The organism is Bradyrhizobium sp. USDA3010 (assembly GCF_056429065.1).
Genome location: NZ_JBWJZD010000020.1, coordinates 38964 through 54213, shown reverse-complemented (window position 1 = coordinate 54213; position 15250 = coordinate 38964). Strand labels below are relative to the sequence as shown.

Here is a 15250-nt window from a genome sequence, read left to right as displayed (position 1 = left end):
TAGGGTGGGTTAGCCGAAGGCGTAACCCACCGTCTTTCTCGCGAGTAGCGCGGCGGATTACGCTCCGCTGATCCGCCCTACAGTGCCGACATTGCTGCGCGCCCGCACCGGCGCCACCGCACGCCGCGTCGTCGCGAATCCCTCCATCCCGAGCTGCCATTGCAAGCCGACGATCGCGCCTTTCGTCGGCTGCAACAGCCCGAGCGCACTGAACAGCGTGAACGGCAGCCAGATCGCCAGTTGCAGCCAGGCCGGCGGCGCGTAGGTCATTTCCATCCAGAGCAGCGCCGGCACCACGACGTGGCCGACCACGACGATCACGAGATAGGCCGGGAAATCGTCCGCGCGCTGCGGGGTGAAGTCCTCGCCGCAGACCTCGCAATGATCCGCCACCTTGAGGAAGCGGCCGAACAGATGGCCGCGCCCGCAGTTCGGGCACTTCATCGTGAAACCGCGCCACATTGCCTTGGGAAGGGAAACTGTCTCCGTCATGACCATCGTCCTTGACCTGATCTGATGATCCATACAATATGCATTCTCGAGCATACAATCAAAGACAAAGCGCTGGATTGCATGGATTGGGTCCCTACAGTTTCGGAATGGCACGGCCCTATGTTCCTGCGCATCGTCGATGCGCTCGCCGCCGATATCGCGAGCGGCCGGCTGGTGCGCGGCCAGCGGCTGCCGACCCATCGCGCGCTGGCGGCGGCGCTCCACATCGATCTCACCACCGTGACGCGCGCCTATGGCGAGGCGCGGCGGCGCGGGCTGCTCGACGCCCGGGTCGGCCAGGGCACTTTCGTCTCGGAGACCACGGCGCGCGCGGCGTCCGATCTGCCCGCCCCCGTCAACATCGACCTGTCGATGAACCTGCCGCCGCAGCCGGTCGAGGCCAATCTCGACCTGCGCATCGCGCAAGGGTTGGCGACCATCCGCTCCGAAGCCGGGTTCTCCGCCTATCTCGGCTATGCGCGCCCTGGCGGCACCGCTGACGAGCGCGACGCCGGCGCCGCGTGGCTCGCGCCGCGTGTGCCGCAGGCATCGGCCGACCGCATCGTGATCTATCCGGGATCGCAGGCGATCATCTTCAACGCCTTGCTGGCACTGACGTCGCCCGGCGATGTCGTGGTGACGGAGGCGTTGACGTTTCCCGGAATCAAGGCCGCTGCCGCGCGGCTCGATGTCCGCCTCGTCGGCGTTGCGATGGACGCCGAGGGGGCCAGGCCCGACGCGCTCGACGACGCCTGCCGCAAGCACAAGCCGAAGGCCGTCTATCTGGTGCCGACGCAGCAGAATCCGACCACGGCGACGATGAGCGCTATCAGACGCAAGACGATCGCCGACATCATCCGGAAGCGCGGCTGCGTCCTGATCGAGGACGACGTCTACGGCCCGCTCGAACCGCAGGTCGCACCGATCGCAACCCTGATTCCCGAACACACCTACCTTGCCGCGAGCATCGCCAAATGCATCGCGCCGGCCTTGCGCGTCGCCTATCTGCTGGCGCCCGATGCGAGCGCCGAGCAGCGGATGCGCGCCGGCATGCAGGCCACCATGCAGATGCCGCCATCGCTGATGGTCGCGCTGGTGACGCAATGGCTGCGCTCCGGCGTCGCCGCCGACATCATCCGCGCCATCCGCAACGAGGCGGCCGCGCGCCAGCAGCTCGCGGCCCGCTTCCTCAAAGGCGTCAGCTATGCGGCGCGGCCAGCGAGCCACCATCTGTGGATGCCGCTGCCAAAACATTTCGACGGCACCGACCTGCTGTCGCATCTGATGCGCAACGGCCTTGCCGTGGTCGGCGAAGACGCCTTTGCGGCCGGCGATGCCGCGCCGCGCGGCTTGCGTGTCTCGCTCGGCGCCGCGCGCAATCGCGCCGAACTGAGCCAGGCGCTGCAGGTGCTGTCGAACGCCGTGCGCACGCCGGTCGGCGCCACGCAAATCGTATAAATTTCCACCATCGTTGGGGAATAAACTCGCCCGAAAATGATTATGGTGCGGGGGCGCCTGCGCTAAAACTGCGGCGTCCAGGGCATCAGGCAGGGGCGGCTTTCAATGTCAGGCGGATACGATCGAGCATTCCACACTGCCGTGCGGACGCTTCGTGAGGCAGTGACCGCGATCGTGTGTCTTGCATTTGTCACATCAAGTGCGGCGCGCGCCACCGACGCCCCTGCCCCGTCGCCGGACAAGCTCGAACGCATCACCGCGTTCTTCGACAACGAGGTTGCGACAGGAAAAATTCCGGGCGCCGCCATCCTGATCCAGCAGCACGGCAAGCCGGTCTATCTGAAGACCTTCGGCTATCGCGACGTCACGACCAGGTCGCCGATGCGCACCGACACGATGTTCGCGCTGCATTCGATGACCAAGCCGATCACCAACACCGCCGCGATGATGCTGGTCGACGAAGGCAGGCTGTCGCCGCAGGACCCGCTGTCGAAATACATTCCGGCCTTCGCCGACGTGAAGGTCGGCATCGAACCGGATGGCGGCAACGATCTCGGCAAGCTCGAGTTGGTGCCGCCGATCCGCCCGGTCACCATCGAGGATCTGATGCGGCATACCTCGGGCATCACCTACGAATATATCGGCGCCGACTGGATCCAGAAGCTCTACCGCGCAGGCCATCTGTTCGACGGCAAGTTCGACAACAAGGAGTTCACAGCAAGGCTCGCCAGGCTGCCGCTGTCGCGGCAGCCGGGCACGATGTGGCGCTACGGTCATTCCACCGACGTGCTCGGCCGCGTGATCGAGATCGTCTCGGGCAAGTCGCTCTATCAGTTCGAAAAGGAGCGGATCTTCGATCCCTTGAAGATGAACGACACAAGATACGTGCTCGATGCGGAAACCGAACGGACGCGGCTGGCAGAGCCGCTGCCCTCGGACACGATCCTGATCGCGGGGGAGAACGACCGGCGCGCGCATCCAGAGTGGGAATCCGGCGGCGGCGGCCTGGTGTCGACCATCCTCGACTATGCGCGCTTCGCGCAGATGCTGCTCAATGGCGGCGAGCTCGACGGCAAGCGCTATCTGAGCCCGTTAGCCTTCAAGACCATGACGACGGACCATATCGGGCCGGGCTCCGGCGTCGGCCGCGACTACTGGTACTTTCCCGGCGACGGCTTCGGTTATGGCTACGGCATCGCCGTGCGCACCGATCCCGGCATTGCCAAGCCACCGCCGCCCGGCTCGATCGGCGAATTGAAATGGGACAGCGGAAGCGGCACCTATTTCGGCGTCGATCCGAAGCTCGACATGATCTACATCATGCTCGAGCAGACCCAGAACGAACGCCAGCGCATCACGCCGGCGTTCCGGAAGCTGGTGTACGACGCGTTCAGTCCGGACTGAGTTCCGTCGCCGGCTGCGCCATTGCGAGCGCAGCGAAGCAATCCATCTCTCCGCGTGGGAATAGATAGATTGCTTCGTCGCTTCCGCTCCTCGCAATGACGGAGCCGCAGCGCATGCATTGGTGGCGCGACGCCAGTTCCCGCTCCATGACGCGCTCTCCCGCCGTCGCAGCTTCCTTCTCCGCTGCTTCCCTCTCCGCAGCTTTCCTTGCGCTATATATTATCGTATATATCGAGGCGACAAGGCAGGCGGGTGAACAATCCGGTCGGGAATCCTGCAGACAACAACCATCGACCGGAGACGATCGCCTCACAATTACTGCCTGGTCCAACCAGGTTCATTGAGGAAACGCGATCATGATAAAAAACAACGGCGACGCGGGACATCCGCGCGCAACGGGAGAACTGCTCAAGATCCGCCGCGCATCTCTGCAGCGTTTTCGAGCGAAGTGGATACCGGTTCGCGTGAAGAAAACGCGTCAAACCAAGACTCTCGTGAGCGCTGCTTCCATCATCCTTGCGCTTGGCATAGCCGGCGCGGCGCACGCCGAAACGGCTCCGGTCGGCGTCCCCGACAGGAGCTTTCCGGAAAGCGTGACCTCGACCTCCGACGGGACGCTTTACGTCGGCAGCTTCAACCATGGCGGCGTGACCAAGATCTCGGGCGGCAAGGCCGAGCAACTGGTCAAGCCCGGTGCCGCCGACAGCCGCTCGACCTTGGGCGTGCTCGCCGACGAGAAGAGCGGGACGCTCTATGTCTGCTCCAACGACATCAGCGCGATGGGCGTTGCGGGTCCGAGTGACGTCAAGGGCGCCTGGCTGAAGACCTTCGATCTCAAGAGCGGCGCGCCGAAGGGCAGCTTCGCCCTAAGCGATCCGAAGTCGTTTTGCAACGATATCGTGGTCGGCGCCGACGGCACCGCCTATGTCAGCGATTCCTTCGCGCCGTTCGTCTACAGCCTGAAGCCCGGCGGCACGGCGCTGGCGACCTTCGCCACCGATCCGCAGCTCGTGCCGGCCAAGGACGGCGTCGGGCTCGACGGCATCGCGATCGGCACCGACGGCAACCTCTATGTCACGACCTTCATTCCAGCAAAGCTGTTCAGGATCGAGATGAAGGACGGCAAGGCCGGCGCCGTGACCGAGCTGAAGCCGTCGCGGCCGCTCGACCATGCCGACGCGCTGCGCGCCCATGGCGGCGGCTTTCTGCTGATCGAGGGCAACGGCAAGCTCGACAAGGTCACGGTGAAGGGCAGCGAGGCAACCATCGACACCATCAAGGATGGCCTGGCCGAGCCGGTCTCGGTGACGCAGATCGGCGATGTCGGTTGGGTGGCCGAAGGCAAGCTGTCCTACGTGATCGGCGACAACAAGGGCAAGGACCCCGGCCCGTTCAAGCTGACGCCGGTGGTGCTGCCGAAGTAGCGGCGGGTCGAGTTACGTTTCGCAGCAGACTTCGGCGCGCCGAGGATACGTCGCCGCGTCGAAGCCTTGGCGTGGACGGGACCGGGCGACCCTGTACGCCGCGGCCCCTCGGCTCAAGCACTGCGGTCTCTGGAATGCCGGATCACCCGCCTGCGCCTGCGCGGGTGATGACACTGCGTGGTGTGAATCGAACACCATCCTCATCGTCGTCCCTGCGAAAGCAGGGACCCATAACCACAAATGCCAATTGTTGGGCGATGCTGGAACGACGAGTCCCTTCAACAACGTCCGCTGCGGCGTATGGGTCCCTGCTTTTCGCAGGGACGACGATGGCTTGCACGATTTCTGAATAATAGAACAATACCGCTGAGTTGCCCGACGAGTCAAGTTGCCGTGTCCGCCGGCAGCCACCGGCTACTTTGCATGGGGTTGTTTTCGATATTTTGGCGGCATCCCCCACCATGTCATCCGCTAGATCACATAAAACCCGTGCGTGCCGTCGCGGCGCAGCTGGTCGACCAGGCCGTACTCCCAATCGAGATAGGCCTGCATCGCCTTTTCCGCGACGCCGGTGCCTTCATAGGGACGGCGGTAACGATGCGCGGGATCGGGCCGCGGCACGACGCGCGGCGGCCCCAATTCCAGCGGACCGTCATAGCCGCCGTCGAGCACGTAAACCTCCCAGCCCATCTGTGCGAGCCAGGACGCCGTCATGTCGGCGCGGATGCTCTTGTCGTCGGTCAGCACGATGCGGGCGCCGCGCACCGGCGCGGCCATATCGATTTCCTGCACCAGCTGGCCGCCCGCATAGTGGCGGAAGCCGGCCAGATGACCGGCGGCGTATTCCTCGGCGTCGCGGACGTCGAAGCGATACAGCGTGCGGTGTGCGTCCTTTTCGAGCGCGGCGAGTTCAGCCGCGCCGATGCGGCGGACGCCGGCGCGATAGGCGACGTCGCGCGCATTGTCGGCGGCTCCTTCGAACGGCCCGACGCCGCCGCGCTTGCCGGCGCCGTGTTCGAGATCGTGTTTCGCCAGCGTCCAGCCGATCGTGCCGTTGCGCAGCGCCCGCACCTTGTTCGGCAGTCCGGCATTGATCAGCGACTGCGTGCCGATGATCGAGCGGGTGCGGCCGGCGCAGTTGACGATGATGGTGGTATCAGGATCGGGCGCCGCGCTCCCTGCGCGCAGCACCAGCTCCGCGCCGGGCACGCTGACCGAGCCCGGGATGTTCATGGTGGCGTATTCGTCGAAACGACGGACATCGAGGATCGCGATGTTTGCCTTGTCGGCTATCAGCGCGGCGACCTCGTCGGCGCTCAGCGAGGGCGTGTGCCTGCGCGCCTCGACCAGCTCGCCAAAGGCCTTGGCATAGGAATTGACGTCCTCGAACACCTCGTAGCCGGCCGCCGTCCAGCCCTGCAAGCCGCCCGCAAGCGCCGCGACGTTGCTGTAGCCCAGCGCCTGCAACTCGCCGGCCGCGGCAGCGACCAGTCCCTCGCCATTGTCATAGAGAACGATCGGCACGTCCTTGCGCGGCAATCGCAGCTCGGCTTCCAGCGCGATCCGGCCGGCTGCCATGTTGGCGGCAAACAGCGGATGGCCGGTGGCGAATTCGGCCTCATGCCTGACATCGAGCAGCGCGATCTCCTGGCGCAGCAGCAGCGTTGTGCGGATGGTCTGGGGTGTGACGGAAGAAACTGTCATGAGATGCCGGCCTCGGGCAGGAAATGCGCAGGCCTGCTCTAGGCCGAAATCGCGCGCCGTCAATAGCCTTAACCAGCCCGCAACCCCGATCTTCGGAGGCCGGAATTCAGGGAACGAAAATCCGCCATCCCGCTTTGCCCAACCGGGGCGCGCTTGCTAACGTTCCAATCGGCCCCGTTGGCGCCGATCAGGCCTTCCGGACAAGAGAAGGTAGCGAGGCCACGCCTGGAGTTCTGGGAGGATGACCATGAGATCAGTCGGAAATGAACCATTGTCGCGTCACGCCCTCGCCTATGTGCTGGCCGGCGGACGCGGCAGCAGACTTCAGGAGCTCACCGACAGGCGCGCCAAGCCGGCGGTGTATTTCGGCGGCAAGTCCCGCATCATCGATTTCGCGCTCTCCAACGCCGTGAACTCGGGCATCCGCCGCATCGCGGTGGCGACCCAGTACAAGGCGCACAGCCTGATCAGGCATCTGCAAGGCGGCTGGAACTTCTTCCGCCCGGAACGAAACGAGAGTTTTGACATCCTGCCCGCAAGCCAGCGCGTCTCGGAGACCAACTGGTATCTCGGCACGGCGGACGCCGTGTATCAGAACATCGATATCCTCGAGGCGCACGGCACCAAGTACATTCTGGTGCTCGCCGGCGACCATATCTACAAGATGGACTACGAGGTGATGCTGAAGCAGCATGTCGAGAGCGGCGCCGACGTCACGGTCGGCTGCCTCGAAATGCCGCGCACCGAATCCAGCGGCTTCGGCATCATGCATGTCGACGACAACGGCCTGATCCAGTCGTTCCTGGAGAAGCCGGCCGATCCGCCGCCGATGCCCGGCAAGCCCGACAAGTCGCTCGCCAGCATGGGCATCTACGTGTTCGACTCGCAATTCCTGTTCGACGAATTGCGCCGCGATGCCGCCGACCCGAATTCCAACCATGATTTCGGCAAGGACATCATCCCCCATATCGTCAAGCACGGCCGCGCGGTGGCGCATCAGTTCAACGATTCCTGCGTCCGCTCCGGCGACGATCCCCGCTCCTACTGGCGCGATGTCGGCACCGTCGACGCCTATTGGGCCGCCAATATCGATCTCACCGACGTCGTGCCGGAGCTCGATCTCTACGACCGCGCATGGCCGATCTGGACCTATGCCGAGATCACCCCGCCCGCCAAATTCGTCCACGACGAGGACGGACGGCGCGGCCAGGCGGTGACCTCGCTGGTCTCGGGCGCCTGCATCATCTCGGGCGCGGCGCTGCGCCGGTCGCTGCTGTTCACCGGCGTTCACGTCAATTCCTACGCCAACGTCGAGAACGCGGTGATCATGCCCTATGTGAATGTCGGCCGCGGCGCGCGGCTCCGAAACGTCGTGATCGATCGTGGCGTGCGGATCCCGGAAGGGCTCGTGGTCGGCGAGGATCCCGAGTTCGACGGCAAGCGCTTCCGCACCACCGAGAACGGGATCACGCTGATCACGCAACCGATGATCGACAGGCTCCCGACATGACGCCCATCCGCGTCCTCGCGGTCGCCTCGGAAGTCTACCCGATCGTCAAGACCGGCGGCCTCGCCGACGTGGTCGGCGCGCTGCCGGCGGCGCTGAAGCAGCACGGCGTCACGACGCGGACGCTGGTGCCCGGCTATCCCGATGTGCTCAAGGCGCTGGCCTCGGCGGAAACGCTGCTGAATTGGGGAGAATTTTACGGCGGGCCGATCCGCTTGCTGGGCGGCACCCATAACGGCCTCGATCTTGTTGCGCTCGACGCGCCGCATCTCTATGCGCGCCCCGGCAATCCCTATGTCGGTCCCGACGGACGCGACTGGCCCGACAACGGCATCCGCTTTGCGGCGCTGTCGCAGATGGCGGCCGAAATCGGCCGGGGTGCGATCGAGGGCTTCGTCCCCGACATCGTGCATGCGCATGACTGGCAGGCCGGGCTCGCGCCGGCCTATCTGCATTATGGCGGGCAGCCGCGGCCGGGCACGGTGATGACCGTGCACAACCTCGCCTATCAGGGGCAATTCTCGCCGGACATGCTGGCGGCGTTCGGCCTGCCAAGCGAGGCCTATTCGCTTCACGGCGTCGAATATTACGGCACCATCAGCCTCTTGAAAGCCGGCCTGCAATTCGCCGACCGCATCACCACGGTGTCGCCGACCTATGCGCAGGAGATCCAGAGCGACGAAGGCGGCATGGGGCTCGGCGGCCTGCTGCGCGAACGCGCCGACGTGCTGAGCGGCATCCTCAACGGCATCGACATCGATGTGTGGAATCCGGCCACCGATCCCGACATCGCCGCGCGCTTCAGCGCCTGGCAAATGGCGGAGCGCGCGGCCAACAAGGCGGCGCTGCAGCGGCGCTTCGGGCTCGATCCGGCGCCGGATGCGATGCTGCTCGGCGTCATCAGCCGGCTGTCATGGCAGAAGGGCCTTGACCTGCTGCTCGAGAACATTCCGACCTTGCTCGGCGAAGGCATTCAGCTCGCGCTGCTCGGCAGCGGCGATCGCGATCTGCAGGATCGCTACGCCACGCTGGCGCGCGACAATCCCGGGCGGATCGCGGTCGTGATCGGCTACGACGAGGCGCTGGCGCATCTGATCCAGGCAGGCTCCGATGCGCTCGCGGTGCCATCGCGGTTCGAGCCGTGCGGCCTCACCCAGCTCTGCGCGCTGCGCTACGGCGCGGTCCCGATCGTTGCCAATGTCGGCGGCCTTGCCGACACCGTGCAGGGCTTCGACGAAGCCGCGGTCACCGGCAGTGCTGCAACCGGCGTCAAATTCGCACCCGTGACCTCGGAAGCGCTCGCCCATGGCTTGCGCACGGCGAACCTGCTGTTCAACGACAAGGTGACCTGGCGCCGGCTGCAGCAGGCCGGCATGGCCACCGATGTCTCCTGGCACAATCGCGCCGGCCGCTACACCGCGCTCTACCGCGAGCTCGCCGCCGCGCGAGGATGACGCGCGATCAATTCAGCAGATCGCAGGACGCGATGCGGTTGATGTCGGCGAGGCGGCGATCGGGATTGCCCTTGAGATCGAGGCTTGCGACGAGATCGAGCAGGCGCCCATAGGCGCGGTCGGCGACCGCGACCGGCAGCGGCTCCTCGTCGAAGATTTCGACGTAATTGCCGACGAGGCCGCTCAGCAGCCGGCAAACGCCGCGTTGCTCCGGGTCGTCCTTGCCTAGGGTCTCGAGTTTTTGCTGGAAGGTCCTGAAGGTTCGCAAGCCGTGCGGCTGTTGCGAAAGCCAAGTATGTAAATCAGGAGCGTGCAAATCAGAATTTTGTAAGTCAGTCATATCAGCCTCTTCAAGCAGGAGAAGAAGCTACCGGTTTATATAGCCGACCGCGGTTCCGCGCCATGACGAATTTTGCATGGCATCTCCTGCCCGGCCGCGCAGGCCGTGTCATCGGATTGGCACGCGGCATAGCTAAAGTATCTTGGTTTTGATCAAAGTCGCGCGAGTGCGGGCAGTATCCTGTAGCGCGCGATCTCGTGCGGATAGTCGCCGCGATTGGCGAGCAGCACGATGCCGAAGCGGCGCGCCGGCACCAGGCCGATATAGGCCGAGGCATTGTTGAGGCCGCCGGGCTTGTCGATGACGGTGACGCCGTCCAGCCGCACGTGCTCCCACGCCATCGCCTGCCCGAACGTCGCATCGATACGAAAACTCTCGCGCATGGTCATCTGCAATGCGGCGCGCAATTCGGGATCGATCACCGCGCCGTCGAGACAGGCGCGCAGCAGCATGCCGAGATCACGCGCCGACGAGAACATCTGGCCGGTGCCGGGAAAATCGTAGTAGCTCTGCTGATCGCCGGGTGGACCGATCGCCGTGCCGTCGTGGGAGTAGCCCTGGACCACGCGCTGCATGATCTCCGGCGCCATCGCCGCGCGATTGTCCTCGCCACGATCCGGAACGGAGGTCGAGGTCATGCCGAGCGGCTTGAGGATGCGGCTCTCGATCAACGTCGCGACGGGCATGCGATAGCGCTGCTCCAGCACCAACTGCAGCAGGACATAGCCGGCATGGCTGTAGATGCGCTGCTTGCCCGGTTGCTCTCCTTTCTGGGGCGTCCAGGCATTGAGCATCGCGATGAACTGATCGCGGCTGAAGGCCTCGTTCGGCCATGGCGGATGATCGGTCGGCAGCAGCAGCCCGGATGTATGGTTGACAAGCTCGCCGACCGTGACGCGGCTGACATAGTCGCCGTGCAACTCGGGCAGATACTTGCCGACGGGATCGTCCAGCCGCAATTCGCCGCGCGCGGTGCCGAGCGCGACCAGTGTCGCCTCGAACAGCTTGCGCAGCGAGGCGAGATTGAACAGCGTGTCCGAGGTGACCGGCCGCTTTGCCGCAGTGTCGGCGAAGCCGTAGTTGAAGAAGGCGACCCGGCCGCCGGCATAGACCGCCGCGGCCAAGCCGCCCGGATCGGCCGCGGTCGCGGTCGGCGCCAGTTCGGTCGTGACGATGTCCCTGATCTGCGCATCCATGTCGGAATCAGCCCGCGCCCCCGTCAGCACGCTGGCAGCAGCGGCAAGCAGGACGGCCGCGATCCGGACGAAGAGCCATTGTCTCATGTAGAACGAATTCGGGACGATGTTGCGATGTGACCCGCAGGCGGACCTGTTCAGCCATCGAGAAATGGCGACATCGCGATCCTAGCGGTGGAACCCATGCGTCCGAATTCACGATCGCGCGTCTTGCACCGTTACCCATTCCGGCTGGGGAACGGGCGGCCCGATCGCTGTTCCGGCGGTCACTCCCCGAAACCACGATCGCGACCGCCCTCCCACTCCAGCCACGGCGCGGGAACTGCAATGGAACTAAAAAATGCGGGACGCTTGAAAATACGAGAAATGTGCAGCGACCGAGAGGCAATACCGACGCTTGCCGGGCTCGCCGCCGATATGTCTGACTTCGTCACATTCCGCTCCCTCCCGGGGGACGGTTTCTTACTAGCAACAATTCGTCAATCAAGGGTTGCATATGCCCGTGGGATTCGATTTGCAAGACACGGCTGCGTGCGACGGATTGTCCCGTTCCCGATACAGGGTGCGCGCGATGCCGTGGTTAAGCATGGCTTAACTATTGAACGCACGGCGCGCGCCTATCCGGTCCGCGACCGGACGGTCGACCGCGGCAACGACGCCAGCAGCAGCACGAGGCAGACGCAGAGCAGCACGATGTCCTTGAACAGGAACTCGCCGGCCAGGTTCCAGGCCATCGGGTCGGTCGACAGGCTCCATTTCACCACCCCGGGTGTCGTGAAGAAGAACGACTAGGTCACCGCAAAGGTGATCACGCCCATCAGTGCGCCGATCGCAGACAGGATCGGGTTGAACGCGCCGGCGGCGAGCAGCACGGCGATGCCGAACTCGGTCACGCCGAGCACATAGGCCTCACCGCGAAGGCCGAACACCGAGAGCCACGAGACGAACGGGCTGTTGCTGATGAATTGCACGATGCCTTGCGCCGATTGCAGCGTGAACTTCTGCATGCCGAACGACACGAAGATCACCACCATGACCCAGCGCAGGATCGCGAGCAGACGATAAGACCCCTCGCCTTGTTCGGCGATGTTGAACGACAGATTCATGCGGATGTTTCTTCCCTCGCTGCGATGCCACCATCGGCCGCGGTTACGGCGTTCGTGGCAGATTACGCAGCGTGCCCCGCGCGCGTTACGCGCAACAGGGCGTCACGTCCTTCACAAGGATGTGCAGACGAGGTGATCGGCAGGGCCGGCGGACGGCCACCGCCTCAAGCCGCGGTGAGCAACCCGCCGACCTTCTCGTAGGCTTCGCCCTTGAACCGCATCAGCTGAAACTGCTTGATCGGCACATAGTCGCTCGGCGTGGTGTTGAGGGTGATCCCGGGAATCAGCAGCGGCGCGGCGAAGCTCTTCAGGCTGGTCGCCTGGTGCAGGATATTGGCCCGCGTCAGCTGATCGCCACATTGCCTGATGACGTGGGCGGCGGTAGCCGCCGCGGTGTAGCCGATCGCGTAGAGGTCGTCGGCGCGATCGGCGTTCGGGACGTAACGGTCGAGGAACGCCATGTATTGCTTCATATCCGGCGTGTCGGCCCAGAGCGGATTGCCGGGGTCCTGTCGCGTCGCGAAAGCGAGAATGCCCTGCGCGGTCTCGAAGCCCGCGGGCTTCAGCGTCGCGCGGACCGAGGCATTGCCGGCACCGAGGAAGACCTGCGGCCGCCACTCGAGCGCGGCCATCTTGCGCAATGCCTGGCTCGCCATCTTCGGGATGGTGATGAGGAACACCACGTCGGCGCCGGACAATTTGATCTGGACGATCTGGGAATCGATGGTCGGATCGCCAACCGAGTAATTCAGCTCCGACGTGATCTGCGCGGTCTTCGCGCCGAGACCGGTCTTCAGGCCTGCCAGCGTTGCCTTGCCGGCATCGTCGTTCTGATACAGCAGGCCAATCTTCGCATCGGGCATGGTGGCGGCAATGTAGCGGCCGACGACACCTCCCTCGATCTCGTAGGTCGATCCGCCGACCATGGTCCATGGATTGGCCGCCGGGTCCGACAGCTTGCTGGCGGCCGCCGCAAGGAACAGCTGCGGGACCTTGCGCGCGTTCATGTATTTCTGCACGGCGATGTTGCCCGGCGTGCCCATCGCGCCCGCAATGAACAGCACCTCATCGCCCTCGACCAGGCGCCGCGCCGCTTCGACCGATTTCGGCGGGCTGTAGGCGTCGTCATAGTTGATGAACTTGATCTTGCGGCCGTTGATGCCTCCGGCGTCATTCAGCATGCGGAAATAGGCATCCATGGCGTTCGCAAGCACGCCGAACGACGACACCGGGCCGCTGAGCGGGCCGAACTGCCCGATGCGGATTTCCTGATCGCTGGCACCGGGATCATAGGAGGCGCCGGCAAGTGCCTTGCCGCCAATGGATGCCGCGAGCCCGGCCGCTGCCGTCCGGAACAGCGTTCGACGGCTGATCGTCTTCATCGGTTTCCTCCACTGGATTTGGACGCCTTATGCGGCGCCTCGTTCGAATGCCATGTGATATTGCGCGGCGATCTCGTCGACGATGTCGGCCGCTCCCGTCACCGCGCGCACGCCGGAGACCGAATGACCGGCGCTCCAGACCTCGATCCAGCGCCGCGGTGCTCCCGCGTCGCCCTTTCCGCCAAACTTTTCGCGCGCGCGCACCTCCGACACGGACTCATCGAGATTTGCGGGATCGAGACCCGCCGCGACGATCGAGGGCCGCAGCATGCTGGCCTCGAGGCCGGTGAAGGCCTTCGTCAGCATGATGTCGTCGAGTGTGCTGTCGACCAGCATCCGCCGATAGGCATCGCTCGCCATACTCTCGCGCGCTGCAATGAAGCGCGTTCCCATATAGGCGAGATCGCAGCCGAGCAGCCGCGCCGCGGCGAGCGCGGTGCCATCAGTCACGCCGCCCGCGAGCACGACCGGGCCATCGAACATGGCGCGCACCGCGCGCACAAAGGCGAATGGATTGGCCCAGCCGGTCTGCCCGCCGGCACCGGCGGTGAGCAGGATCAAACCATCGGCGCCCGCCTCGATCGCCTTCTCGGCATGCCGCAGCGAGGCGATATCTGCGAACACGAGACAGCCGACATCGTGCAGCGGCGCGACCGCCGCCGCCGGCGAACCGACGCTGGTGATGACCATCTCGACCTTGTGCCGGACGAGACAGGCGAGATCATCCTTGAAGCGCGGCTGGCGGATGATGAGGTTCGGACAATGCGGCGCGGCCGGCCGGCCGAGATCGGTGATATTGTGCTCGATCTGATGCAGCCAGGCATCGAGCTCTTCGACCGAGCGGGCGTTCGCGGTCGGAAACGCGCCGATCGCGCCGGAGCGGCAGACCGCCGTCACGAGATCGACGCCGGAGACGCGCAGCATTGGCGCCGCGATCAGCGGCAGGCGAAGCCGATCCGCGATCGCAGCGGGGAGCGCGCTCCGGCGGGCGGCGGCCTGCATGATCAGCGTCCCTTCCAGACCGGCTTGCGCTTCTCGGCGAATGCCTTCAGCCCCTCGGTGCGATCCTCGGACTTCAGCGCGCGTTCTGCGATCGGCCCCTGCGCGGTCCAGCCCTCTTCATCGGTCCAATTCGCGGCCTGGAAGATGATCTCCTTCGACGCGGCGAGTGCGGTCGGACCGTTGATGAGGAGCTCGTTGCCGAAGGCAACTGCCGCTTCGAGCGCCTGCCCCGGTTCGACGACGCGGTTCACCAGGCCGATGCGCTCGAAGTACTCCGCGCCCTTGAACTGTCCGGTCAGCGCCAGCTCCATGGCGACGTGATAGGGGATCCGCTTTGGCAGTCGGAACAGGCCCCCGCCGATGGCGACGACATTGTGCCTGACTTCCGGCAGTCCCATCTTGGCGTCACGTGCGGCAACGATCAGATCGCAGGACAGGCAGAGCTCGAGCCCGCCGCCGACGGCATAGCCCTCGACGGCCGCGATCAGCGGCTTGCGTGGCGGCCGGCGAAACAGTCCGAAGCCGCCGCGTTCCGTCACGCTGCGCTCGCCGCGCGCGGCCGCCTTGAGATCGGCGCCGGCCGAGAAGTTGCCGCCCGCACCCGTGACGATGCCCGCGAACAGCGCATCCTCCGCGTCGAGCAGATCCATCGCGTCGCAGATGCCGCGCGCGAGCGCGGCGTTGCACGCGTTGCGCGCTTCGGGACGGTTCAGAGTGACGACGAGGATGTGGCCGCGCCGTTCGGTCAGAACGACCTGTTCGCTCTCAGTGGTCATCGCTA

Annotated in this window: 14 protein-coding genes; 5 read left to right on the top strand and 9 right to left on the bottom strand. The window is 65.1% G+C overall.

The features are described 5' to 3' along the window. Positions 1-57 precede the first annotated feature (57 nt). Positions 58-498, bottom strand: a complete 441-nt coding sequence (locus AC066Y_RS26655) for a DUF983 domain-containing protein (RefSeq protein ID WP_478276455.1) — start codon at positions 496-498, stop codon at positions 58-60. 114 nt (positions 499-612) lie between these two features. Here AC066Y_RS26655 and AC066Y_RS26650 point away from each other — a divergent pair, with 114 nt between their 5' ends. The 3 genes from AC066Y_RS26650 (at position 613) to AC066Y_RS26640 (ending at position 4778) form a co-directional block, all read left to right on the top strand. Beyond that, positions 613-1950 (top strand): aminotransferase-like domain-containing protein, encoded by a 1338-nt coding sequence (locus tag AC066Y_RS26650; RefSeq protein WP_478276454.1) that lies wholly within the window; start codon positions 613-615, stop codon positions 1948-1950. Between the two features lie 105 nt (positions 1951-2055). Then, the gene (locus tag AC066Y_RS26645; protein ID WP_478276453.1) at positions 2056-3354 is read left to right on the top strand and encodes a serine hydrolase domain-containing protein; all 1299 of its coding nucleotides are present in this window, start codon (positions 2056-2058) and stop codon (positions 3352-3354) included. 494 nt (positions 3355-3848) lie between these two features. Beyond that, positions 3849-4778 (top strand): NHL repeat-containing protein, encoded by a 930-nt coding sequence (locus AC066Y_RS26640; protein ID WP_478276452.1) that lies wholly within the window; start codon positions 3849-3851, stop codon positions 4776-4778. A 471-nt stretch (positions 4779-5249) separates the two neighbouring features. Here the strand turns inward: AC066Y_RS26640 and AC066Y_RS26635 are convergent, their stop codons facing one another. Further along, on the bottom strand, positions 5250-6482 hold the full coding sequence (locus AC066Y_RS26635; protein ID WP_478276451.1) for a rhodanese-like domain-containing protein: 1233 nt from the start codon (positions 6480-6482) through the stop codon (positions 5250-5252). A 247-nt stretch (positions 6483-6729) separates the two neighbouring features. Between AC066Y_RS26635 and glgC the strand changes: the two genes are divergently transcribed. Both glgC and glgA read left to right on the top strand, forming a co-directional pair. Continuing rightward, a complete protein-coding gene (gene glgC, locus AC066Y_RS26630) occupies positions 6730-7992 on the top strand; it encodes a glucose-1-phosphate adenylyltransferase (RefSeq protein ID WP_478276450.1) in 1263 nt (420 codons plus the stop codon). Then, positions 7989-9443 (top strand): glycogen synthase GlgA, encoded by a 1455-nt coding sequence (gene glgA, locus AC066Y_RS26625; protein WP_478276449.1) that lies wholly within the window; start codon positions 7989-7991, stop codon positions 9441-9443. Before glgC ends, glgA begins: the two co-directional genes overlap by 4 nt. Positions 9444-9450: 7 nt before the next feature. Here glgA and AC066Y_RS26620 read toward each other — a convergent pair whose 3' ends face one another. From AC066Y_RS26620 to AC066Y_RS26590, 7 genes are all read right to left on the bottom strand, one after another. Beyond that, complete coding sequence (locus AC066Y_RS26620) at positions 9451-9783, bottom strand: hypothetical protein (RefSeq protein WP_478276448.1); 333 nt, start codon at positions 9781-9783, stop codon at positions 9451-9453. Positions 9784-9935: 152 nt separating this feature from the next. After that, positions 9936-11066: a serine hydrolase gene (locus AC066Y_RS26615; protein ID WP_478276447.1), complete on the bottom strand. Its 1131-nt coding sequence runs from the start codon at positions 11064-11066 to the stop codon at positions 9936-9938. 530 nt (positions 11067-11596) lie between these two features. Then, entirely contained in the window at positions 11597-11743 is a 147-nt protein-coding gene (locus AC066Y_RS26610; RefSeq protein ID WP_478276446.1) for a hypothetical protein, read from the bottom strand. Positions 11744-11767: 24 nt separating this feature from the next. After that, positions 11768-12085, bottom strand: coding sequence for a DUF417 family protein (locus tag AC066Y_RS26605; RefSeq protein ID WP_478276445.1), 318 nt, complete (start codon positions 12083-12085; stop codon positions 11768-11770). A gap of 164 nt (positions 12086-12249) precedes the next feature. Then, entirely contained in the window at positions 12250-13467 is a 1218-nt protein-coding gene (locus tag AC066Y_RS26600) for an ABC transporter substrate-binding protein (RefSeq protein ID WP_478276444.1), read from the bottom strand. A gap of 27 nt (positions 13468-13494) precedes the next feature. After that, the gene (locus AC066Y_RS26595) at positions 13495-14469 is read right to left on the bottom strand and encodes an NAD(P)H-dependent flavin oxidoreductase (RefSeq protein WP_478276443.1); all 975 of its coding nucleotides are present in this window, start codon (positions 14467-14469) and stop codon (positions 13495-13497) included. 2 nt (positions 14470-14471) lie between these two features. Then, the gene (locus AC066Y_RS26590; protein WP_478276442.1) at positions 14472-15245 is read right to left on the bottom strand and encodes a crotonase/enoyl-CoA hydratase family protein; all 774 of its coding nucleotides are present in this window, start codon (positions 15243-15245) and stop codon (positions 14472-14474) included. Between the last annotated feature and the right edge of the window lie 5 nt (positions 15246-15250).

Bases quoted from the DNA above. Each gene is read 5' to 3' on its own strand.
- AC066Y_RS26600 (WP_478276444.1), bottom strand. From the start codon at position 13,467: ATGAAGACGATCAGCCGTCGAACGCTGTTCCGGACGGCAGCGGCCGGG.
- AC066Y_RS26590 (WP_478276442.1), bottom strand. From the start codon at position 15,245: ATGACCACTGAGAGCGAACAGGTCGTTCTGACCGAACGGCGCGGCCAC.
- AC066Y_RS26645 (WP_478276453.1), top strand. From the start codon at position 2,056: ATGTCAGGCGGATACGATCGAGCATTCCACACTGCCGTGCGGACGCTT.
- AC066Y_RS26615 (WP_478276447.1), bottom strand. From the start codon at position 11,066: ATGAGACAATGGCTCTTCGTCCGGATCGCGGCCGTCCTGCTTGCCGCT.
- AC066Y_RS26620 (WP_478276448.1), bottom strand. From the start codon at position 9,783: ATGACTGACTTACAAAATTCTGATTTGCACGCTCCTGATTTACATACT.
- AC066Y_RS26635 (WP_478276451.1), bottom strand. From the start codon at position 6,482: ATGACAGTTTCTTCCGTCACACCCCAGACCATCCGCACAACGCTGCTG.
- AC066Y_RS26595 (WP_478276443.1), bottom strand. From the start codon at position 14,469: ATGCAGGCCGCCGCCCGCCGGAGCGCGCTCCCCGCTGCGATCGCGGAT.
- glgA (WP_478276449.1), top strand. From the start codon at position 7,989: ATGACGCCCATCCGCGTCCTCGCGGTCGCCTCGGAAGTCTACCCGATC.
- AC066Y_RS26650 (WP_478276454.1), top strand. From the start codon at position 613: ATGTTCCTGCGCATCGTCGATGCGCTCGCCGCCGATATCGCGAGCGGC.
- AC066Y_RS26655 (WP_478276455.1), bottom strand. From the start codon at position 498: ATGGTCATGACGGAGACAGTTTCCCTTCCCAAGGCAATGTGGCGCGGT.
- AC066Y_RS26605 (WP_478276445.1), bottom strand. From the start codon at position 12,085: ATGAATCTGTCGTTCAACATCGCCGAACAAGGCGAGGGGTCTTATCGT.
- glgC (WP_478276450.1), top strand. From the start codon at position 6,730: ATGAGATCAGTCGGAAATGAACCATTGTCGCGTCACGCCCTCGCCTAT.